General features: G+C 69.7%; 19 protein-coding genes. 8 read left to right on the forward strand and 11 right to left on the reverse strand.

All coding sequences use genetic code 11. The features are described from left to right. The gene (gene mtnN, locus ABS73_RS02860; RefSeq protein ID WP_277022093.1) at positions 1–891 is read right to left on the reverse strand and encodes a 5'-methylthioadenosine/S-adenosylhomocysteine nucleosidase; all 891 of its coding nucleotides are present in this window, start codon (positions 889–891) and stop codon (positions 1–3) included. A 147-nt stretch (positions 892–1,038) separates the two neighbouring features. Between mtnN and ABS73_RS02865 the strand changes: the two genes are divergently transcribed. From ABS73_RS02865 to msrA, 3 genes are all read left to right on the forward strand, one after another. Beyond that, complete coding sequence (locus tag ABS73_RS02865) at positions 1,039–2,007, forward strand: NAD(P)H-dependent flavin oxidoreductase (RefSeq protein WP_277022092.1); 969 nt, start codon at positions 1,039–1,041, stop codon at positions 2,005–2,007. 64 nt (positions 2,008–2,071) lie between these two features. Further along, the gene (gene msrB / locus ABS73_RS02870) at positions 2,072–2,521 is read left to right on the forward strand and encodes a peptide-methionine (R)-S-oxide reductase MsrB (RefSeq protein WP_277022089.1); all 450 of its coding nucleotides are present in this window, start codon (positions 2,072–2,074) and stop codon (positions 2,519–2,521) included. Continuing rightward, complete coding sequence (msrA, locus tag ABS73_RS02875; RefSeq protein ID WP_277022088.1) at positions 2,514–3,020, forward strand: peptide-methionine (S)-S-oxide reductase MsrA; 507 nt, start codon at positions 2,514–2,516, stop codon at positions 3,018–3,020. The genes msrB and msrA overlap by 8 nt, the downstream gene beginning before the upstream one ends. 108 nt (positions 3,021–3,128) lie before the next feature. On the opposite strand, the gene ABS73_RS02880 is transcribed toward msrA, so the two are convergent. The 4 genes from ABS73_RS02880 to kynU all read right to left on the reverse strand — a co-directional run bounded on the left by ABS73_RS02880 (position 3,129) and on the right by kynU (position 9,579). Continuing rightward, positions 3,129–6,167, reverse strand: a complete 3,039-nt coding sequence (locus ABS73_RS02880) for an efflux RND transporter permease subunit (protein WP_277022085.1) — start codon at positions 6,165–6,167, stop codon at positions 3,129–3,131. Further along, the gene (locus ABS73_RS02885) at positions 6,164–7,264 is read right to left on the reverse strand and encodes an efflux RND transporter periplasmic adaptor subunit (protein ID WP_277022082.1); all 1,101 of its coding nucleotides are present in this window, start codon (positions 7,262–7,264) and stop codon (positions 6,164–6,166) included. The genes ABS73_RS02880 and ABS73_RS02885 overlap by 4 nt, the downstream gene beginning before the upstream one ends. Further along, positions 7,261–8,319 (reverse strand): efflux RND transporter periplasmic adaptor subunit, encoded by a 1,059-nt coding sequence (locus ABS73_RS02890; protein WP_277022080.1) that lies wholly within the window; start codon positions 8,317–8,319, stop codon positions 7,261–7,263. Before ABS73_RS02890 ends, ABS73_RS02885 begins: the two co-directional genes overlap by 4 nt. Before the next feature lie 72 nt (positions 8,320–8,391). Beyond that, positions 8,392–9,579 carry a kynureninase gene (kynU, locus tag ABS73_RS02895; RefSeq protein ID WP_277022078.1) on the reverse strand — a complete coding sequence of 396 codons (1,188 nt, stop codon included), beginning with the start codon at positions 9,577–9,579 and terminating at the stop codon, positions 8,392–8,394. A 62-nt stretch (positions 9,580–9,641) separates the two neighbouring features. Here kynU and ABS73_RS02900 point away from each other — a divergent pair, with 62 nt between their 5' ends. Next, entirely contained in the window at positions 9,642–10,436 is a 795-nt protein-coding gene (locus tag ABS73_RS02900) for a hormone-sensitive lipase (protein ID WP_277022076.1), read from the forward strand. Here the strand turns inward: ABS73_RS02900 and ABS73_RS02905 are convergent. Further along, positions 10,424–11,260, reverse strand: a complete 837-nt coding sequence (locus tag ABS73_RS02905) for an aldo/keto reductase (protein WP_277022074.1) — start codon at positions 11,258–11,260, stop codon at positions 10,424–10,426. The two genes, ABS73_RS02900 and ABS73_RS02905, sit on opposite strands and share 13 nt — an antisense overlap. A gap of 125 nt (positions 11,261–11,385) precedes the next feature. Between ABS73_RS02905 and ABS73_RS02910 the strand changes: the two genes are divergently transcribed. The 4 genes from ABS73_RS02910 (at position 11,386) to bluB (ending at position 14,542) form a co-directional block, all read left to right on the forward strand. Next, on the forward strand, positions 11,386–12,132 hold the full coding sequence (locus tag ABS73_RS02910) for a DUF421 domain-containing protein (RefSeq protein ID WP_277022072.1): 747 nt from the start codon (positions 11,386–11,388) through the stop codon (positions 12,130–12,132). A gap of 3 nt (positions 12,133–12,135) precedes the next feature. Then, a complete protein-coding gene (locus tag ABS73_RS02915; RefSeq protein ID WP_136854830.1) occupies positions 12,136–12,468 on the forward strand; it encodes a DUF8846 family protein in 333 nt (110 codons plus the stop codon). Between the two features lie 131 nt (positions 12,469–12,599). Then, positions 12,600–13,862, forward strand: a complete 1,263-nt coding sequence (locus ABS73_RS02920) for a lytic murein transglycosylase (protein ID WP_277022069.1) — start codon at positions 12,600–12,602, stop codon at positions 13,860–13,862. Then, a complete protein-coding gene (gene bluB, locus ABS73_RS02925; RefSeq protein WP_277022068.1) occupies positions 13,859–14,542 on the forward strand; it encodes a 5,6-dimethylbenzimidazole synthase in 684 nt (227 codons plus the stop codon). Before ABS73_RS02920 ends, bluB begins: the two co-directional genes overlap by 4 nt. Before the next feature lie 3 nt (positions 14,543–14,545). Here the strand turns inward: bluB and ABS73_RS02930 are convergent, their stop codons facing one another. The 5 genes from ABS73_RS02930 to rlmH all read right to left on the reverse strand — a co-directional run bounded on the left by ABS73_RS02930 (position 14,546) and on the right by rlmH (position 19,726). After that, positions 14,546–15,031 (reverse strand): RNA pyrophosphohydrolase, encoded by a 486-nt coding sequence (locus ABS73_RS02930; RefSeq protein ID WP_277022066.1) that lies wholly within the window; start codon positions 15,029–15,031, stop codon positions 14,546–14,548. Further along, the gene (locus ABS73_RS02935) at positions 15,028–16,443 is read right to left on the reverse strand and encodes a S41 family peptidase (protein WP_277022064.1); all 1,416 of its coding nucleotides are present in this window, start codon (positions 16,441–16,443) and stop codon (positions 15,028–15,030) included. Before ABS73_RS02935 ends, ABS73_RS02930 begins: the two co-directional genes overlap by 4 nt. A 16-nt stretch (positions 16,444–16,459) precedes the next feature. Further along, on the reverse strand, positions 16,460–17,629 hold the full coding sequence (locus ABS73_RS02940) for a murein hydrolase activator EnvC family protein (protein ID WP_286693392.1): 1,170 nt from the start codon (positions 17,627–17,629) through the stop codon (positions 16,460–16,462). Continuing rightward, positions 17,626–19,140 (reverse strand): 2,3-bisphosphoglycerate-independent phosphoglycerate mutase, encoded by a 1,515-nt coding sequence (gene gpmI, locus ABS73_RS02945; RefSeq protein ID WP_277022058.1) that lies wholly within the window; start codon positions 19,138–19,140, stop codon positions 17,626–17,628. The genes ABS73_RS02940 and gpmI overlap by 4 nt, the downstream gene beginning before the upstream one ends. A 118-nt stretch (positions 19,141–19,258) precedes the next feature. Continuing rightward, complete coding sequence (gene rlmH / locus ABS73_RS02950; RefSeq protein ID WP_277022055.1) at positions 19,259–19,726, reverse strand: 23S rRNA (pseudouridine(1915)-N(3))-methyltransferase RlmH; 468 nt, start codon at positions 19,724–19,726, stop codon at positions 19,259–19,261. Between the last annotated feature and the right edge of the window lie 4 nt (positions 19,727–19,730).

The raw sequence follows: 19,730 nt of genomic DNA on the forward strand, positions 1-19,730 counted from the left end.
TCAGGGCATCTCGGCCAGGAAGGCCTTGACCAGCGCCGCCGAATTCTCGGAGGCCAGCGACATGAAGACGCCCATCTCGTTCTCGCCCTCGCCGCCGCCGGCCAGGTCGGACAGCGACCGGAAGGCGATGAACGGCACCTGGTTCGCCCAGGCCACCTGCGCCACGGCGGCCGATTCCATGTCCACAACCTGCGCCTCGAAGGTCGTGGACAGCCAGTCGCGCAGGCCCGCATTGTCCATGAAGGACGACCCCGACACGCCGTTCCCGCCGACGCGGATCTGCGGCGCCGTGGTCAGGCAGTCGTTCTGGGCATTGCAGTCGGCCAAATCGGTCACCTCGGCCACGCGGGCTGCGACCTCCAGCAGGGCCGGGTCGGCGGGGAACCAGAACCGCGTCTCGGGTTCGCCCCGGTCGGATGCCACGGTCGTTTCGCGGGTAAAGATCATGCCTTCGTTCGGAAAGGGCGATGCCAGAAAGCCGGGCAGTTCGAACCCGTCGCCGACCTGACGCGCCATGACTGTTTCCAGCCACTGGCCCCACTGATCGGCCACGACCACGTCGCCGATGTTCAGCATCGGATCGATGCCGCCCGCGATACCCGAGAACACGATCGCCTCGATGTCGAACCGCTCCAGCGCCATCTGGGTGGTCATGGCCGCGTTGACCATCGACACGCCTGACAGGAACAGCACGACCTCCTGCCCCGACAGGGTGCCGGTGATGAACTCGGTGCCGTTGATGGTCTGCGTCTCGGCCCCCTCCAGATCAGCCTGCAGGCTGATCCATTCCGGCTCGAATGCCGACATCACGGCGATGCGGGGCGTGTCGTCCGCGGCCTGGGCGGCCAGGGGCGCGGCAGACAGCATCAAGGCAAGGGCAGGACGGATCATGGGACGGGCCTTTCACGATGTGCAATTCCGCCCCCGGCTTAGGCCGCCCCGCCCGTGATAGCCAGAGGCCGCGCCCTGTCGCCGCGTCACGGCTTGCCCACTGCCCAACAGGCGGGCATCGTGGCACAAATCCTAGGGAGGTTATCCATGCTGCCACCGATCCTGCAGGGCCTGCGCATTCCGGTCGTCGCCTCGCCCATGTTCATCGTCTCGGGGCCCGATCTGGTCATCGCGCAATGCAAGGCGGGCATCGTCGGCAGCTTTCCAGCGCTGAACGCGCGCGAGCGTGAGGGCGAGCCGTCGATGCTGGACGCCTGGCTGACCCGGATCGAGGAGGAGCTGGACCGCCACAACCAGGCGAACCCGGACCGCCCCGCCGCCCCCTTCGCCGTCAACCAGATCGTGCATCGCAGCAATGCCCGGCTGGAGCGCGACATCGAGATCTGTCACCGCCACAAGGTGCCGATCTGGATCACGTCCCTTGGCGCGCGGGTCGAGGTCAACCAGGCCGCCCATGATTGCGGCGGCATCGCGCTGCATGACGTGATCAACAACATGTTCGCGAAAAAGGCCGTCGAAAAGGGCGCCGACGGGCTGATCGCGGTGGCGGCGGGCGCGGGGGGGCATGCGGGGCCGCAATCGCCCTTTGCCCTGATCCAGGAGATCCGCGAATGGTTCGACGGGCCGCTGCTGCTGTCGGGGTCGATTGCCACGGGGCGCGCGGTGCTGGCGGCGCAGGTGATGGGAGCGGATCTGGCCTATATCGGCAGCCCCTTCATCGCGACCGAGGAGGCGAACGCCCAACCCGACTACAAGCAGATGATCGTGGACAGCACGGCGGCCGACATCGTAACCTCGTCGCTGTTCACGGGCGTGTCGGGCAACTATCTGGCGCCCTCGATCCGCAAGGCGGGGCTGGACCCGGACAACCTGGCGGCGGCGGATGCCAGCGCGATGAATTTCAGCGACGGATCGTCGAAACCCAAGGCCTGGTCCACCATCTGGGGCGCGGGCCAGGGCATCGGCGCGGTGCGCGCGGTGGAACCGGCGGGCGTGCGCATCGACCGGCTTGCGACGGAATATCACGCCGCGAAAGAGGCCGTTTCGCGCCTGTGACCTTTGCGGATGGGCGGTCCGATCCCCATATGGAGGGACGAACTGCCCATCCGTGGAGGACCCGATGGCCTATGAGAAAACCCCCGACGCGATCGCCCGACTGACCCCCGAGCAGTATCGCGTGACCCAGGAGAACGGCACCGAGCGCGCCTTTACCGGCGAATACGACCACCATTTCGACGCCGGCCTCTATGTCGATGTCGTCTCGGGAGAGCCGCTGTTCGTCAGCAGCGCCAAATACAATTCCGGCTGCGGCTGGCCCGCCTTCACCAAGCCCGTCGAGGGCAACGTGACAGAGCATCGCGATGTCAGCCACGGCATGGTCCGCATTGAGGTCCGATCCAAGCACGGCGACAGCCACTTGGGGCATGTGTTCCCGGACGGACCGCAGGATCAGGGCGGGATGCGGTATTGTATCAATTCGGCATCCTTGCGGTTCGTACCCAAGGACCGGATGGAGGCCGAGGGCTATAGCGACTATCTGGCCCAGGTCGAGGAGGTGCATCATGACTGAGCGCGCGGTTCTGGCGGGGGGCTGTTTCTGGGGCATGCAGGACCTGATCCGGCGCATGCCGGGGGTGGTGTCCACGCGGGTCGGCTATAGCGGCGGCGACGTGCCGAACGCCACCTATCGCAACCACGGCACCCATGCCGAGGCGATCGAGATCATGTTCGATCCGGACCTGATCAGCTATCGCCGGCTGCTGGAGTTCTTTTTCCAGATCCACGATCCGTCCACGCCGAACCGGCAGGGCAATGATATCGGGCCGGGCTATCGGTCGGCGATCTATTACGCCGATGATGCACAAAGGCAGGTCGCGCTGGACACGATCGTGGATGTAGATGCCTCGGGCATCTGGCCAGGTCGCGTAGTGACCGAGGTCGAGCCGGTGGGCGATTTCTGGGAGGCCGAGCCCGAGCATCAGGATTATCTGGAGCGGTTCCCCAACGGCTATACCTGCCACTTCCCGCGCCCCGATTGGGTCCTGCCCAAACGCGACGCAGCCGAGTGACGAGAAGGCGCCCCGGAACTTGGTTCCGGGGGGCTTTTTTGCGTCCCGCGACGGCCGGGGGGCTGCCGCCCCCCGGACCCCCCGCCCACCGCGATCACGCCCTCGTGGTCAGCGACGCGGCGGCCTGACCCGGAACACCGCGCAATAGAGCGCCGGCACGAAGACCAGCGTGACCAGCGTGCCGGCGATGATGCCGCCCATCATCGCATAGGCCATCGGCCCCCAGAACACCTGCCGCGAGATCGGGATCAGCGCCAGCGACGCCGCCGCCGCAGTGAGCAGGATCGGGCGGGCGCGGCTGTCGGAGGCCTCGAACACGGCGTCCCACTGGCTGCGGCCCTTGTGCAGCAGCTCCTGGATCTCGTGGACCAGGATGACCGAGTTGCGGATCAGGATGCCGATCAGCGCCAGGATCCCCAGGATCGCCACGAAGCCCATCGGCACTCCGAAGGGGACCAGCACCGCCACCACCCCGATCAGCCCCAGGGGTGCGGCGGCGATCACCACCAGCGAGGCGCGGAACCCCTGCATCTGCGCCATGACCAGCACCGCCATGATCAGCAGCATTACCGGCACCGCCGCCGCGATCGGGGCCTGGCTGTCGGCAGAGCTTTCGACGCTGCCGCCCACCGCGATGCGGACATCGGAGGGCAGGGTCGCCTGGTATTCGGCCACCTGCCCGGCCAGCGCGGTGACCAGCGTCGCGGGCTGATCGGCGGTGGCGATGGCGGCCTTGACCGTCACCGTGGGCAGGCCGTTACGCTGCATGATCAGCGGCTGTTCCGACCCGTATTCCAGCGTCACCAGCGCGGCCAGCGGCACCGTGCGGCCGTCCGACAGGTTCAGCTGCACGCTGCGGATCGAATCCAGCGACTGGCGGTCATCGGCCATGCCACGGACCACCACGTCGATCAGGAAGATGTCGTCGCGCAGCTGCGTGACCCCGGCCCCGCTGAACAGCGCGGTCAGCGCCTGCGCGATATCCGCGCTGGTCACGCCCAGCTGGCGGGCCTGATCCTGATCGACCACCAGGCGGACCATGCGCGCGGGCTCGTTCCAGTCCAGGGCGATGTCGCGCAGGCGCGGCTCGGACGCGATCAGCGTGGCCAGGCCCTGGGCCGCGTCGCGGGCGGCATCGGCATCGGGGGCGGTCACGCGATACTGCACCGGCTTGCCGACGGGCGGGCCGATTTCCAGGTTCTTGACATAGATGTCGACGCCCGGAAATTCGGCGGCCGCCAGCGCGTTCAGCCGCGCCTTGACCCGGTCGCGGGCGGCCAGGTCGGGGGTCTGGATCACGATCTGGCCCATATGCGGCCCCGCCGTCGGCACGTCCATCGACAGCACAAAGCGCGGCGCCCCCTGCCCCACATAGGAGGTCCAGAACAGCACGTCGTCATCGCCCGCAAGGCTGGCCTCCAGCCGGTCCATGTCGGCGCGGGTACGCGCGATGGACGCGTTCTGGCGTTCGGTGATGTCGACCAGGACCTCGGTCCGGTCCGAGGTCGGGAAGAACTGCTGTTCGACGAACCGCATCCCCCAGACCGATGTCGCAAAGATCGCCAGCGTCACCGCGATGGTCAGCCATTTCAGCCGCATCGCCACGCGCAGCAGGCGGCGAAAGCCCCGCCGCAGGCGCCCCGGCCCCGCATGGCCATGCCCCATGTCGGCCCGCAGGAAGGTCACGCCCAACAGCGGCGCGAACAGCACCGCCACGACCCAGGACACGACCAGCGACACCGCGATGACCACGAACAGCGAAAACGTGAACTCGCCCGCGGCAGAGCTGTTCAGCCCGATCGGGATGAAGCCCGCGACCGTCACCAGCGTCCCGGTCAGCATCGGGAACGCGATCGAGGTCCAGGCATAGCTGGCCGCATCGGTCAGCGATTCCCCGATCTCCAGCCGTGAGATCATCGTCTCGATGGCGATCATCGCGTCATCGACCAAAAGGCCCAGGGCGATGATCAGCGCGCCCAGAGAGATCCGCTGAAGCGTGATGCCGTACAGGTCCAGGATGACGAAGGTGATCGCCAGGCACAGCGGAATGGTCAGCGTCACCACCAGCCCCGCGCGCAGCCCCAGGCTGATGAAGCTGACGACCAGCACGATGGCCACGGCCTCGGCCAGGGCGGTGACGAAATGACCCACGGCCTCCTCGACGACATGGGGCTGGTCGGCGATCTTGGCCATCTCGATGCCGATGGGCAGGTCGGCGGCAATGCGGTCCATCAGCGTGTCCAGCTCCGCGCCGAACTCCAGGATGTTGCCACCCTGACGCATGCCGATCTGCAGCCCGATGGCGGGCTGGCCGTCGTAACGGAACAGCGATTGCGGCGGGTCGCGATAGCCGCGCGTGACACTCGCCACGTCGCCCAGGTTGAAGAACCGCTCTCCGACGCGCAGGTTCACGGCCTCGATCGAGGCCGCACCGTCGAACTGGCCGCCGATGCGCAGCAGGATGCGTTCGGGGCCCGCCTCGATCACGCCCGAGGGCGCGATGGCGTTCTGCTGGGCCAGGGTGGCGATCACTTGCGCCTGGTTCAGGCCCAGGGCCGCCAGCCGCGCGGCCGAGAATTCCAGGAACACCTGCTCGTCCTGCACGCCCAGCAATTCGGTCTTGCCCGCCGCATCCAGCGCCGCGACCTGACGGCGGATCGCCTCGACCCGGTCACGCAGCTCGCGCGGCGTGAATCCGTCGGCGGTGAAGGCATAGATGTTGCCATAGACGTCGCCAAAGCTGTCGTTGAACTGAAAGCCTGCGAATTCCTGCGGGAAATCGGGGCGGATGTCGCCCATCATCTGGCGCACGCGCTTCCACACCTCGGGGACGGCGGGGCCGCGGATGGTGGGGTCCAACTCGACATAGACGACCGCCTGGCCGGGGGCGGTGACCGATCGGGTAAAGTCCAGCTCGTCCAGCTCCTCCAGCTTGGTCTCGATGCGGGTGGTGACCTGGGTCAGCGTCTCGTCGATGGTGGCGCCGGGCAGGGCGGCTGCGATGATCATCGTCTTGATGGTGAAATCCGGGTCTTCCTCGCGGCCCAGGTTCAGATAGCTGATGGTGCCCGCGATCATCGACACGATCAGCAGGAACCACACAAAGCTGCGATGCCGCAGCGCCCAGTCCGACAGGTTGAATCTCACGGCTGCAGCCTCCGGCCGACGGGCTGGCCGGGGGCCAGGGATTTCACGCCGCGAATGACGACCTCGTCGCCCGCGTTCAGGCCCCGCGTGATCGACACGCGCCCGCGGAACGGGGCCGCGGCCTCGACCGCGGCGGGGTCGACGCGGGCCGCCCCGCCCTCGCGGGTAACGCGCCAGACAAAGGGTCCGTCAGCGCCCGCAACCACCGCCTCGGCGGGCAGCGACAGCGACGGCGCATCGGCCGTGCCAAAGCGCGCGCGGACCAGCGCCCCAAGGCGAAAGGGCGCCTCGGGCGGCAGGGTCAGATACAGCCGCCGCGTGCGCGTGGCGCTGTCGGCGACGGGGTCGATGCGGTCCAGCCGCGCGGTCACCCCGGCCTGCGGATCGCTGCGGTGCCAGACGGTAAAGCCCGCGCCCGGCTCCAGCCCGATCAGGGCCTGTTCGGGCAGGTCGATCACCACCTCAGGACTGTCCTGCGCGGACAGCTGGATGACGGGCGCGCCCGCCCCCACCACCGCGCCCGGCGCCTCGAAGACGGCGCTGATGACGCCGGCAAAGGGCGCGGTCATGCGGGCGAACCCCTCGGCATCCTCGGCGCGCAACAGTTCGGACCGGGCCTGTTCGACCGCGGCGCGGGCGGCGCTGGCGGCCTGGCGGGCCTGCTCCAGCTGGGCGCCGGGGGCGACGTTGCGCGCGGCCAGGGCCTGGGTCCGCTCCAGCGTGGCCTGGGCGGTGCGGTCCTGCACCTCGGCCGCGTCCAGGGCTGCACGGGCGGCGCGGGTCGTGGCGGCCAGATCGTCGGTGGACAGCCGCGCCAGCAGATCGCCCGCCGCGACCCGGTCACCCAGATCGACGGGCCGCTCGACCATCCGCCCCAGGGTCTGAAAGCCCAGCTGGACCTGCGTGCGGGCCACGACGACGCCGGGAATCCAGCGCGCATCCGGGCCGCGATCGGCGACGATATCGGTGACCACGGGGCGCGGCGGACCCGCAGGCTCCTGCGCCTGCCCGCCGAAACTCAGCCAATCGGGCAACGACAGGGCCGCCGCCGGGCCGCAGGCCAGCAGCAGCGCAAGGGCCAGAACCGCGCGCCTCATGGCCGGACCTCGGCGGGCTGCACGCGGCGGCCGGGATAGAGCAGCTGCGCCCCGTCGCCGACCACCTGCTGGCCATCCGCCAGCCCGTCCGAGACATAGATCGTCCCGTCCCCGAAATGGCTGATCGTGACCGGCGCCAGCGCCACGCGCCCGTCATCGCCCACGATCCAGACCGCCGGGTCGTCGCCCGACCGCATCAGCGCGGTCCAGGGGACCACTACCCCCTCCTCCAGCGCCAGACCCAGATGCCCGCGCACCGATGCGCCCAGCAGGGCGGTCCCGTCCTGGGCCATGTCGATGCGGGCGCGCACGGCGACGGTGCCGGTGCGCGGATCGACCAGGGGGGCGATCTCGGACACGGTGGCGGTCATGTCGGGGCGGTCGATATCCAGCGTCTCCAGCCGGACCTGACGGCCCAGGATGTCGCGCAGGACCGGGTCGTCGGGGGCCTGGAACACCGCCTCCAGGCCCGACAGCGCGGCCAGCGTCAGCACCGGCTGCGCGGCGGCGACCACCTGACCGGGGGCCAGCGTCTTGGCCGTCACGACCGCATCGGCAGGCGCGCGCAGGACGGTATCGTCCAGCGCCCGGCGCGCCTGATCGGCCGCCGTCTCGGCCCGTTCCAGCGCGCCCTGGGCCTGGGACAGCGCCTGTTCGGCCTGATCGGCGGCCGCCCGCGTGCCCACGCCGCGTGCCAGCAGGGCCGCGGCACGGTCCCGGGCCTGGCGGGCCTGCTCGACGCCTGCGCGGGCGGCCGACAGCCCGGCCTCGGCCACGTTCAGCGCCTGATCCTGCTGGACCGCGTTCAGCCGCGCCAGGGGCTGGCCCTGCGTGACCCGGTCGCCCTCGGCCACCAGCAGCGCAGTCACCCGGCCGCCCTGGCGAAAGCCCAGCTCCAGCGTGTCGATGGCCTCGATCTGGCCGGTCAGCTGCATGTCCAGATCCAGCGGCTGCATCCGCGCGGTCACGATGGTGACGCGGATGTCGGGCGGGGCGGGCTGCGCATGGCCGGGCAGCCCGGACAGCAACAGGACAAGGGGGAGCGATCTGAACATGGGGGGCGGGGTCCACGACTGGTGTCGCCCCAGCTTTCGGCGCTTTCCCGTGCCTTGAAAAGCCCCCATTCTCTAGGTCACGTCGGCCTTTCGATGAAATTCCTCCCGATCCCAGCTGGCATCGCGCAGGATGCGGGCCAAAACCTCGACCGCCCGCGACACATCCTCCAGATCGTTATACAGCGGCGCGAACCCGAACCGCAGCACGTCGGGCGCGCGGAAATCGCCCACCACCCCCGCCGCGATCAGCGCCTGCATCACCGCATAGCCCTGCGGATGGCGGAACCCCACCTGCGATCCGCGCATGGCGGGGTCGCGCGGGCTGTTCAGCACCAGGTCGGGGCACTGGGCCTCGACCCCCACGATGAACGCCTCGGTCAGCGCGATGGATCGCGCGCGCAGGGCGGCCATGTCGACCGTGTCCCAGATGTCCAGCGATGCCTCCAGCGCGCTCAGCGCGATGACCGGGGGCGTGCCCACGCGCATCCGCTCGATCCCCGGCGCGGGGCGATATTCCTGGTCAAAGGCAAAGGGCGCGGCATGGCCCATCCAGCCCTGCAGGATCGGTTCCGCGACCTCGGCATGGCGCGGATGGGTCCAGATGAAGGCGGGCGCCCCCGGCCCGCCGTTCAGGTACTTGTAGGTGCAGCCGACCGCGAAATCGGCATCCGATCCCAGCAGGTCGACATCGACCGCCCCCGCCGAATGGGCCAGGTCCCAGATGGCCAGCGCGCCCGCCTCATGCGCGCGGGCGGTCAGGGCCGGCATGTCGTGGCGGCGGCCGGTGCGGTAATCGACCTCGGTCAGCATCAGCACGGCCAGATCGGGGCCGATGGCGGCCTCGACCGCCTCGGGGGCCACCACGCGCAGGGTCGCGCCCAAGGCGCGCGCGATCCCCTCGGCCACGTACAGGTCCGACGGAAAGTTGCCGCTGTCCGACAGGATCACCCGGCGGTCGGGCCGCAGGGCCAGCGCCGCGCTGAGCGCCTGGAACACCTTGATCGACAGCGTGTCGCCCATCACCACCTGCCCCGCGCCCGCGCCGATCAGCCGCGCGATGCGGTCTCCGACCTTGCGCGGCTGGACATACCATCCGGCCTTGTTCCAGCCGGTGATCAGCATCTGGGACCATTCATCCGCCATCATCGCGGCCACCCGGTCGGCGGCGGCACGGGGCATCGGCCCCAGGGAATTGCCGTCCAGATAGGTCATGCCGTCCGGCAGGTGGAATGCGGCGCGGGTCTTGGTGAAATCAGTCATCGTGGGCTCCCTCTTGACGCGACGATAGCGCCGCGATTGGCTGCCCGAAAGAGGGGGAACCGATGCTGTATCAGATCACCGATTGGGACGACGCCTATGCCAATGGCGCGTATATCCCGAATGCCGATGCCTATGTCCCCCGCTGGACCGACGCGGCGGCGGCCTTTCGCGACGCCCATCCGCCGCAGGATCTGGACCGCGGGCATCTGTTCCTGCCCGAAGGCACCCCGCACGGGCTGATGGTGTTCATCCATGGCGGCTACTGGATGCGGTTCGACCCGTCGCTGTGGTCGCATCTGGCGGCGGGCGCGCTGGCGGTGGGCTGGGCCTGCGCGATGCCCGGCTATCCGCTGGCACCCGATGCGCGCATCGCTGACATGACCCGCATCGTGGCCGATCAGATCGCGGACGCGGCAGCACGGGTGGCGGGGCCGGTGGCGCTGAGCGGCCATTCGGCGGGCGGCCACCTGGCGGCGCGGATGATCTGTCCGGGCGTGCTGCCCGATGCGGTGGCGGCGCGCGTGACGGCCTGCCTGCCCATCTCTCCGCTGAGCGACCTGCGCCCGCTGATACGCACGGCGATGAACGACACGCTGCACCTGGACGCGGCCGAGGCCACCGCCGAAAGCCCCGCCCTGCTGGAGCCACGCGCGGGCATCCCGGTCACCTCGTGGGTCGGCGAGGCCGAACGACCGGAATTCATCCGCCAGGCGCGGCTTCTGGCGGATGTCTGGGCGGGGCTGGGGGCGGCGACCGACTGCGTCATCGACCCCGGCCGCCACCATTTCGACGTGATCGCGGCGCTGGCGGACCCCGCCAGCCCCCTGATGCGCCGCCTGCTGGGTTACAGCGGCTGACGATAGTCGAACGTGTCCGGGTCCGGCCCGGTGCGATGGCCGCGGTCCAGCGCGTCGATGGCCGACATCTCCTCGGGCGTCAGGGTGAAATCCAGCACGTCGAAATTCTCGGCCAGACGCTCGGGCCGCTCGGATTTCGGAATGACCGACAGGCCGTGCTGGATGTGCCAGCGCAGGATCACCTGCGCCACCGTCCGCCCCGTGCGCGCAGCCGCATCGCGGATCGCGGGCGCATCAAAGCTGTCGCCGCGCCCCAGGGGGGTCCAGCTTTGCGTGACGATGCCCAGCTGCTTGTTCACCGCCCGCAGCGGCGCCTGCACCAGCGAAGGGTGCAGCTCGATCTGGTTCAGCACGGGCGCGACGCCCGTCTCGTCGATCATGCGGCGCAGATGCGGCTCGTGGAAATTGGCGACGCCGATGGACCGGACCCGGCCTTCGTCCCGCAGGCGGATCAGCGCCTTCCAGGTCTCGACATAGGCGTCCATCGCGGGCAGCGGCCAGTGGATCAGATACAGGTCCAGATACTCCAGCCCGCAGCGCTCCATCGTCGCGTCAAAGGCCCGCAGCGCCGCATCATGACCCTGCGCATCGTTCCACAGCTTGGATGTGACAAAGATCTCGTCGCGCGCCACGCCGCTGTCGCGGATGCCCTGCCCCATCCCGGCCTCGTTCTTGTAGGCCGCGGCACCGTCGATCAGCCGGTATCCGATGCGCAGCGCCTCGGCCACGACGGCGGGGGTGGCCGCGTCTTCGATCTGCCAGATCCCGGTGCCCAGCTGGGGCATCGTCCGTCCGTCGTTCAGCGTCATCATCGGTTGGGTCATCGCGTCATCCTTTGGCTCATGCCCGCCCCAACGCCCGGACCTGCCTGCGGTTCATCCCGCCCCGGAACCCCGCGCACCCGGTGGCGGTTGTGCCGCGCGCCATACCCGTCGCGAAAGGCCCCCCAATGGACCCCCAGGTCATTCCCTTCGACCTCTCCCGGATGTTTCTGGGCGACCACCCGCCCCTGTTCTATGCCGAGATCCTGTTCCGCACCCTGCTGATCTATGTCTATGCCCTGCTGATGATCCGCTGGATCGGCGGGCGCGGCGTGGCGCAGCTGTCGATGGTCGAGTTCCTGCTGGTCATCGCGCTCGGCTCGGCGGTGGGGGACGCGATGTTCTATCCCGACGTGCCGCTGCTGGCGGCCATCGCGGTCATCACCATCGTCGTGGGGCTGAACAAGATCCTCGACCGCTTGATCGTGCGCTTTGACCGCGCCAAGCGCATCATCGACGGCCGCCCCGTGGCGCTGGTGCTGGACGGGCGCATCCTGCCCGGCGCGCTGTCCCATCGCGACCTGGGCGTCTCCGAGATCAAGGCCATGCTGCGCCTGGCGGGCATCGCCAACCTGGGCGAATTGCGCGCCGCCTACCTGGAGGCGGGGGGCGGGCTGTCGGTCTTTCGCCGCGCCACGGCCCAGCCCGGCCTGTCGCTGCTGCCGCCCGATCACCTGGTGAACCCCGACCCGCTGCCGGACAAGCCGCTTGCGATGGACGGGCAGACATGCTGTTGCCTCTGCGGCGCCCTCAGCGGGGCGCAGATCATCGCCACCCGCGCGCCCTGCCCCGAATGCGGCGGGCGGGCGTGGCTGGCCCCCGAATGGCCCGAAGGGGCCGCGCCCGCCCCCGGCGGCGCCAAACCGATGGAGTGACCGATGAAGGTCTTTACGCTGGTCGTCGAACTGGGCCGCCGCGCGGGCGACGGCCTGCCCAAGGGCGCCACCGGCGCGGGCCTTGTCTGCTATGCCGCAGGCCATGACGAGCCCGAGGCCGTGCGCGAGACCGTGGCCATCCTGAAACAGGCCGACATGGCCCCGCTGGACGTGACCGGATACGGCACGCTGGAGGAGCGCCTGGCCGACGGCCATGAGATCGACGAGGCCGAACGCGCGCTGATGGACCGCGCCCTGGCCGAGAATTCGGTGATCATCGCGCAGATGACGCCCTGGTTCGGGGACGCGCCCGACCCGGAATCGCTGCTGCACTAAGGGGCGGGAAAAGCGGGCACCGCGCCCTACCCAAGGCGGAATCCTTGGGCTAGACTGACCGGAATGAACCAAATCCGGGCCACAGATCCGGGTCAAGAAAACTTCGGCAGTCCAGAACAGGCGATTCCTTCATGTCCATTTCCCGCATCTTCCTGTCCACCACCCTGATCGGCGCGCTGGCGGCCTGCGCGTCGCCCGTGTCGCGCATGCCCAGCACGGGCGGCCCCTCGATCCCGGCCAATGTCACCGTCACGCCCATCCCGCCCGCCGCCCCCGGCGACGAGGCGGGGCTGCAGCGCTTCGTCCAGCAGTTCCGCGCCCGCGCCGTCTCCTCGGGCGTGTCGCCCGCGACCTATGACCGTGCCATGGCGCTGGCCCGCTACAACCCCGACGTGATCCGTCTGGACCGCCGCCAGGCCGAATTCTCGCGGCCCGTCTGGCTGTATCTGGACAGCGCGGTGTCGGATGTGCGCATCACCACCGGCCGCCAGAAGCTGGCGCAGCTGGCCCCGACCCTCGCCCGGATCGAGGCGCAATACGGCGTCCCGCGCGAGGTCGTCCTGTCCGTCTGGGGCATGGAATCGAATTTCGGCGCGAACCGGGGCCGGATGCAGATCATCCCCTCGCTGGCGACGCTGGCCTATGACGGCCGCCGCGGAGAGATGTTCCAGAACCAGCTGATCGCCGCCCTGCGCATCATCCAGGCGGGCGATATCGACCCCGCCGGCATGCTGGGCAGCTGGGCGGGCGCGATGGGCCATACCCAGTTCATGCCGACCTCGTATCTGGAATACGCGGTCGATTTCACCGGCGACGGCCGCCGCGACATCTGGTCCGAGGACCCGACCGACGCGCTGGCATCGACCGCCGCCTATCTGGCCCGCAACGGCTGGCAGCGCGGTCAGGCCTGGGGCGCCGAGGTCCAGCTGCCCGCCAACTTCAACATGAGCCTGATCGGCAAGGGCACCCGGCGCGCCGACTGGTCCGGGATGGGCGTGCGCCGCATCGGCGGCGGCGCGATGCCGTCGGGCAGCGGCTCGATCATCATGCCGGCGGGGGCGCGGGGTCCGGCCTTCTTCATCGGCGATAACTTCCGCTCGATCCTGCGCTACAACAACTCGGACAACTATGCCCTGGGCGTGGCCTTCCTGGCCGAACGCATCGCGGGCCGTCCGGGCATCCAGGGCGCCTGGCCGCGCAGCGACCGCGCCCTGTCCACCAGCGAACGCGAAGAGATCCAGCGTCGCCTGGCCCAACGCGGCTTCTATCAGGGAGAGATCGACGGGCTGTTCGGCTCGGCCACGATGGAATCGGTTTCGGCCTTCCAGCGCTCGATCGGGGTGACGCCGGACGGCTATCCGACCTCAATCCTGCTGGACCAGCTGCGCCGGTGACGGAGGACACCGACGGCCTCGCCCCCGCGGGGCCGTTCACGCCAGAGGAGCGCGCGGCGGTCTATCGCGCGATCCGCCAGCGCCGCGACGTGCGCAGCCAGTTCCGCCCCGACCCGGTGGACCCGGCCACGCTGCGCCGCCTGCTGCAGGCCGCGCATGACGCGCCCTCGGTCGGGCTGTCGCAGCCGTGGAACTTCATCCTGATCCGCGACCCGGGCACCCGCCAGCGCCTGCATGACGTGTTCCAGGCCGCCAATGCCCAAGCCGCGACCCGCTTTCCCGACCGCAAGGCGCTCTATTCCTCGCTGAAACTGCAGGGCATCCTGGAGGCGCCGGTGAACCTGTGCATCACCTGCGACCGCACGCGCGGCGGGCCGCATGTGCTGGGCCGCACCCATGACGCGGCCACCGACCTCTATTCGACAGCCTGTGCGGTCCAGAACCTGTGGCTGGCCGCGCGGGCCGAAGGCATCGGCGTGGGCTGGGTCAGCATCTTCGATCTGGACGATCTCAGCCACATCCTGGCCCTGCCCGACCATGTCGTGCCGGTGGCCTATCTGTGCATCGGCCATGTCACCGAACTGTATCAGCAGCCCGAATTGCAGGCGCGGGGCTGGGCCGACCGCCTGCCGCTGGACGATCTGATCTTTCAGGACTCATGGGGCACGCCGCCCGCCTGACCCTCAGGCCAGATGGGGGCGGAACGCCTCCAGCACCTCGGCATAGACGGCGCGCTTGAAGGGCACGATCCCCTCCAGCAGGGCATCCGCCTGCATCCATTGCCACTGGTCGAATTCGCGGTGGTCGGTGTCGATCCGGATCTCGGAATCCTGGCCCAGGAACCGCAGCAGCAGCCATTTCTGCCGCTGCCCGCCAAAGCGGCCCTTCCAGATCCGGCCCACCATGTCGGGCGGCAGGTCATAGAACACCCAATCCGGGCTCTCGGCCAGAACCTCGACCCGGTCGGCGGGCACGCCGGTCTCCTCGGTCAGCTCGCGCAGGGCGGCCTCGCGCGGGGTCTCGCCCGCGTCGATCCCGCCCTGCGGCATCTGCCAGGCGCCCGGCATGTCGATGCGCGCGCCCGCAAAGATCAGGCCGTCGCGGTTCACCAGCACGACACCCGCGCAGGGGCGATAGGGCAGGCCGCCCGGCCCGGTCCGCTCACTCATCCCTGATCGGGCGCGTCGGTGCCGCCAGCGCCCTCGCCGGTGACGGCGGGGGTTTCTGCGGCAGGCACCTGATCGGCGCGGAAATTCACCGCCGCCAGGCCCTTCAGCACGTCGACCGCATAGGCCAGCTGGTAATCCTCGTCGCGCAGCGCGGCGGTGGCCTCCAGCTCGGCGGCCTCGCGGTCCATCTGCTCGCGCTCCTCGTCGCTGACCTCATTGCCCAAGGCACCGCGCAGACCGGCTTCCGAGCGGCTGAAGTTGCTGGAGCTGCGCGCCTCGTCCTCCTCTGAGGTCGGCGCGGGCCGGGGCTGGGCCACCAGGATGTCGGGCTGCACGCCCAAGGCCTGGATCGACCGCCCCGACGGCGTGAAATAGCGCGCGGTGGTCAGCCGGATGGCACTGTCGGCGGTGACCGGCATCACGGTCTGGACCGATCCCTTGCCGAAGGACTTCTCGCCCACCACGATGGCGCGGCGATGATCCTGCAACGCGCCCGCGACGATCTCGGAGGCGCTGGCCGAACCGCTGTTGATCAGCACGACCATCGGCTTGCCCTGGGCCAGATCGCCGGTCTCGGCGTTCCAGCGCTCGCTCTCTTCAGGGTTGCGGCCCCGGGTGCTGACGATCTCTCCGGCATCCAGGAACGCGTCCGACACGCTGATCGCCTGGTTCAGCAACCCGCCCGGATTGTTGCGCAGATCCAGAACGAAACCGGTCACCCGGTCGATTCCGCCCGCCTCCTCGACAGCCTTGTCCAGCTCGGCGCGCAGCGTGTCATAGGTTTCGTCGTTGAAGGTCGACACGCGCAGCACGACCGCATGCCCCTCGACGCGCGACCGCACCACGGTCAGCTTGATCGTGTCGCGGGCCATGGTCAGGTCGAACGGCTCGCTCTCGCCCTCGCGCAGGATGGTGATGGTGATCTCGGATCCGATGGGGCCGCGCATCATGTCGACCGCGCTGTCCAGCGGCAGGCCCAACAGCGATTCGCCGTTCACATGGGTGATGAAATCGCCCGGCTCGACGCCCGCATTGGCGGCGGGCGTGTCGTCGATGGGGGCCACGACCTTGACCAGCCCGTCCTCCTGGCTGACCTCGATGCCCAGGCCGCCGAAACTGCCGCGAGTCTGGGTCTGCATGTCGGAATAATCGTCCGCCGACAGGAAACCCGAATGCGGGTCCAGCGATGTCAGCATGCCGTTGATGGCCGCCTCGATCAGCTCCTTGTCGTCGGGCGCCTCGACGTAATCGGAGCGGATGCGCTCGAAGATGTTCCCGAACAGCTCCAGCTGCTGATAGATTGAGGTGTTGCTGCGGTCGGCCTCCTGCGCCAGCAGCGGGCCCGCGATCTGGGTTGTGGCCAGCGCCCCGGCCAGAACGCCCCCCAGGCCTGCGATCAGATAATGTTTCATGGCGGTCTTTCCTGCCTCAGTCCTGTTGCGGGTCGACGACGGGATTCAGCACGAACCAGTCGGCGGGGTCCAGCGTTTCATTGCCGCGGCGCAATTCCAGATACAGCGATTCGCTGCGCCCGGCCTCGGCCCCGCGGGCGGCATCCAGGACGAACTGCGCGCCGAATTCCTGCGCGGGGGCCTCTGCGCCCCCCATCAGGCCCACCGGATCGCCCGCCTTCAGCACGTCGCCCACCTCTCCGAAGACCTGGCTGAGGCCGGCGAAAATCATAAGATAACCGCGCGCGGGCTCGGTGATCATCACATTGCCGTAATCCAGGAAGGGCCCGCGATAGCGGATCGTCGCAGGCCAGGGCGTCTGAACCAGGGCGGCGGGCGCGGTGGCGATCACCCATCCGGGCCGGCTGACCCCCGCCGCATCGGGTTCCGCATAGGGGCGCAGCACGGTGCCGACGACCGGCAAGGGCAGGCTGCCCTGCGCGCCCTCGAAATCGTCCATGGGCGCGCCCACGTCCTTTTCCATCCGCGCGATGCCGGTGGCAAAGCCCTCCAGACTGTCGGCCGCCTCGCGCAGCGCCTGCAGCTCGGCCGGGTCCTCGTCATAGCGCAGCGGCATGGAGCTGCGGTCGGTGACCGCGCTGGCCAGCAGGCGCCGCGCCTCCTGCACGCTGTCCAGCCCGCTGCCCAGCATGCCGGCGGCATTGGCCTGCAGCTGGCGCACGGTGGCGATCTCGTCCAGATCCTCCTGCAGGGCCTCGGCCTGGGCGCGCAGGCCCGGCGTGACGCCCGACAGGATCATCCCGGACCGCGCATTGGCCAGCCCCCCCGCCGGATGCAGCAGCATGGTCGATTCGGGGCTTTGCTGCAGGGCGGTCATCGCGCCCAGCACGCGCGACAGCTGGCCGCGCTGCGCCTCGAACCGGGTGCGCAGCTCGGCCTCGCGGGCGGTGGCCTGGCGCAGACCGTCGCGCAGCGCCGACAGGCCCAGCTCATAGCCGCGGATCACCTCGGTCAGGGCGGTGACCTGATCGTCGGCGGCCACCGCATCGGCCAGCTGGCCGATGGCCGCGCGCAGCAGGGCGGCGGCGGCCTCGGCATCGGCGACGGCCTGGTTGGCGGGGCTGGGCTGCGACCAGGCAGGCGCGGCCAGCGCGGCACACAGCATCAGGGCAAGGCGCATCTTCATCGTGCGATCAGGCTTTCCCCGGTCATCTCGGCGGGCTGCGGCAGCCCCATCAGGTCCAGCACGGTGGGCGCCAGATCGGCCAGACGCCCGTTACGCAAGCCACGCACGCCCGGCGCGCCATAGACGATCACCGGCACCGGGTTCAGCGTATGCGCGGTATGCGGCCCGCCGGTCACCGTGTCGATCATCTGTTCGCAATTGCCGTGATCGGCGCAGATCACCGCCGCACCACCCGCGGCATCCAGTGCCTCCAGCATGCGGCCCAGGCCGCGATCCACCGCCTCGCAGGCGCGGGCGGCTGCGACGATGTCGCCGGTATGGCCGACCATGTCGGGGTTGGCATAGTTCACGACGATCAGGTCATACCCCTCTCCGATGACCCGGACCAGCGTGTCGGTCACCTCGGCCGAGGCCATCTCGGGGGCCAGATCATAGGTCGCGACCTTGGGGCTTTGCGGCATGTGGCGGTCCTCGCCCGATTCGGGCGTCTCCTTGCCGCCGTTTAGGAAGAAGGTCACATGCGGATATTTCTCGGTCTCGGCCAGGCGGAACTGGCGCAGGCCATGGGCCGCGACCCAGGCCCCCAGGGTGTTCTGGACCTGGCGCTTGGGATAGGCCGCCTGCATGAAGCGGTCATGCCGCGTCGAGTAATCGACCATGCCCAACATCGCCGCCCAATCGGGGCGCGCGCTGGCGTCAAAGCCGTCGAAATCCGGGTCGCCCAGGGCCGACAGGATCTCCCGTGCGCGGTCGGCGCGGAAGTTGAGGCAGAACACCCCGTCCCCGTCCCGCGCGCCCGCATAGCCGCCGATGACGAAGGGGCTGACGAATTCGTCCATCTCGCCGCGTGCATGGGCGGTGGCGATGGCCTGGGCCACGTCCGGCGCTGCCTCTCCCCGGCCCGCGACGATGGCGGCAAAGGCACGCTCGACCCGCTCCCACCGGGTGTCGCGATCCATCGCGTAATAGCGCCCGATCAGCGTGCCGATGCGCGCGCCCTCGGGCAGGCCCGCCTGCAGCACCTCCAGGAAGGCGGGTGCCGAATCGGGGGCCACGTCGCGGCCGTCGGTGATGGCGTGGATCACCACCGGCACGCCCGCGCCAGCCACGGCCCGCGCGGCGGCCAGCACATGCACCAGATGCCCATGCACGCCGCCATCCGAGATCACGCCCAGCAGATGCGCCGTCCCGCCCGTGGCCTTCAGCCGATCGATGAAGGCCAGCAGCGCCGGGTTCCGGCCAAAGCTGCCCTCCTCGATCGCCAGGTCGATCGCGCCCAGATCCATGGCGACCACGCGGCCCGCGCCGATATTGGTGTGGCCGACCTCGGAATTGCCCATCTGGCCGCGCGGCAGGCCGACATCGGGGCCGTGCGTGACCAGCGTGGCATGCGGATGCTGTCGCATCAGCCGGTCGAAATGCGGGGTGGCGGCGCGGTCGGGCGCGCTTTGGTCCGGGCGGTCGGACAGGCCCCAGCCGTCAAGAATGCACAGGATCACGGGTTTGGTCATCGGAGCCTCGCGGTTTTGACCCTGTCTATCGCCGCCGGGCGCGCGCGGCAACCAAGCGACCGGGGGCCAGCCCCCGGACCCCCGGGATATTTGCGTGAAGAAGAAGGGGCGGCCCGGATCAGGCGCGGTGGTAGGGGGAGCCCGCGAGGATCGTGGCCGCGCGATAGAGCTGTTCGGCCAGCATCACGCGGACCAGCAGATGCGGCCAGACCATCCGGCCCAGGCTGATCTGCCAATCGGCGCGCGTCCGCAGGTCGAGGTCCAGCCCGTCCGCGCCGCCGATCACGAAGCACACATCGCGCGCCTGGTCCCGCCAGCCCGCAAGCCGCGCCGCGAATTCTGGCGAGGTCGGCTGATCGCCGCGTTCGTCCATCATCACCACCGCCGCGCCGGGTGGGATGGCGCGAGACAGCAGGGCGGCCTCGGCGGCCATGGTGCCGGCGCGGCGGTCCTCGACCTCATGGACCGACACGGCCGGCAGCCCCAGGCTGCGGCCGGTCTTGGCGAAACGGTCAAGGTAGTCTGCGACCAGCGCCGCCTCGGGGCCGGTCTTCAGCCGCCCCACGGCGGCGATGTCGATGCGCATCGGC

It is taken from the genome of Paracoccus sp. SCN 68-21 (genome assembly GCF_001724535.1).
GTDB classification, from domain to species: domain Bacteria; phylum Pseudomonadota; class Alphaproteobacteria; order Rhodobacterales; family Rhodobacteraceae; genus Paracoccus; species Paracoccus hibiscisoli.

Bases quoted from the DNA above. Each gene is read 5' to 3' on its own strand.
- mtnN (WP_277022093.1), bottom strand. From the start codon at position 891: ATGATCCGTCCTGCCCTTGCCTTGATGCTGTCTGCCGCGCCCCTGGCC.
- ABS73_RS02865 (WP_277022092.1), top strand. From the start codon at position 1,039: ATGCTGCCACCGATCCTGCAGGGCCTGCGCATTCCGGTCGTCGCCTCG.
- msrB (WP_277022089.1), top strand. From the start codon at position 2,072: ATGGCCTATGAGAAAACCCCCGACGCGATCGCCCGACTGACCCCCGAG.
- msrA (WP_277022088.1), top strand. From the start codon at position 2,514: ATGACTGAGCGCGCGGTTCTGGCGGGGGGCTGTTTCTGGGGCATGCAG.
- ABS73_RS02885 (WP_277022082.1), bottom strand. From the start codon at position 7,264: ATGAGGCGCGCGGTTCTGGCCCTTGCGCTGCTGCTGGCCTGCGGCCCG.
- ABS73_RS02890 (WP_277022080.1), bottom strand. From the start codon at position 8,319: ATGTTCAGATCGCTCCCCCTTGTCCTGTTGCTGTCCGGGCTGCCCGGC.
- kynU (WP_277022078.1), bottom strand. From the start codon at position 9,579: ATGACTGATTTCACCAAGACCCGCGCCGCATTCCACCTGCCGGACGGC.
- ABS73_RS02900 (WP_277022076.1), top strand. From the start codon at position 9,642: ATGCTGTATCAGATCACCGATTGGGACGACGCCTATGCCAATGGCGCG.
- ABS73_RS02905 (WP_277022074.1), bottom strand. From the start codon at position 11,260: ATGACCCAACCGATGATGACGCTGAACGACGGACGGACGATGCCCCAG.
- ABS73_RS02910 (WP_277022072.1), top strand. From the start codon at position 11,386: ATGGACCCCCAGGTCATTCCCTTCGACCTCTCCCGGATGTTTCTGGGC.
- ABS73_RS02915 (WP_136854830.1), top strand. From the start codon at position 12,136: ATGAAGGTCTTTACGCTGGTCGTCGAACTGGGCCGCCGCGCGGGCGAC.
- ABS73_RS02920 (WP_277022069.1), top strand. From the start codon at position 12,600: ATGTCCATTTCCCGCATCTTCCTGTCCACCACCCTGATCGGCGCGCTG.
- ABS73_RS02930 (WP_277022066.1), bottom strand. From the start codon at position 15,031: ATGAGTGAGCGGACCGGGCCGGGCGGCCTGCCCTATCGCCCCTGCGCG.
- ABS73_RS02935 (WP_277022064.1), bottom strand. From the start codon at position 16,443: ATGAAACATTATCTGATCGCAGGCCTGGGGGGCGTTCTGGCCGGGGCG.
- ABS73_RS02940 (WP_286693392.1), bottom strand. From the start codon at position 17,629: ATGAAGATGCGCCTTGCCCTGATGCTGTGTGCCGCGCTGGCCGCGCCT.
- gpmI (WP_277022058.1), bottom strand. From the start codon at position 19,140: ATGACCAAACCCGTGATCCTGTGCATTCTTGACGGCTGGGGCCTGTCC.
- rlmH (WP_277022055.1), bottom strand. From the start codon at position 19,726: ATGCGCATCGACATCGCCGCCGTGGGGCGGCTGAAGACCGGCCCCGAG.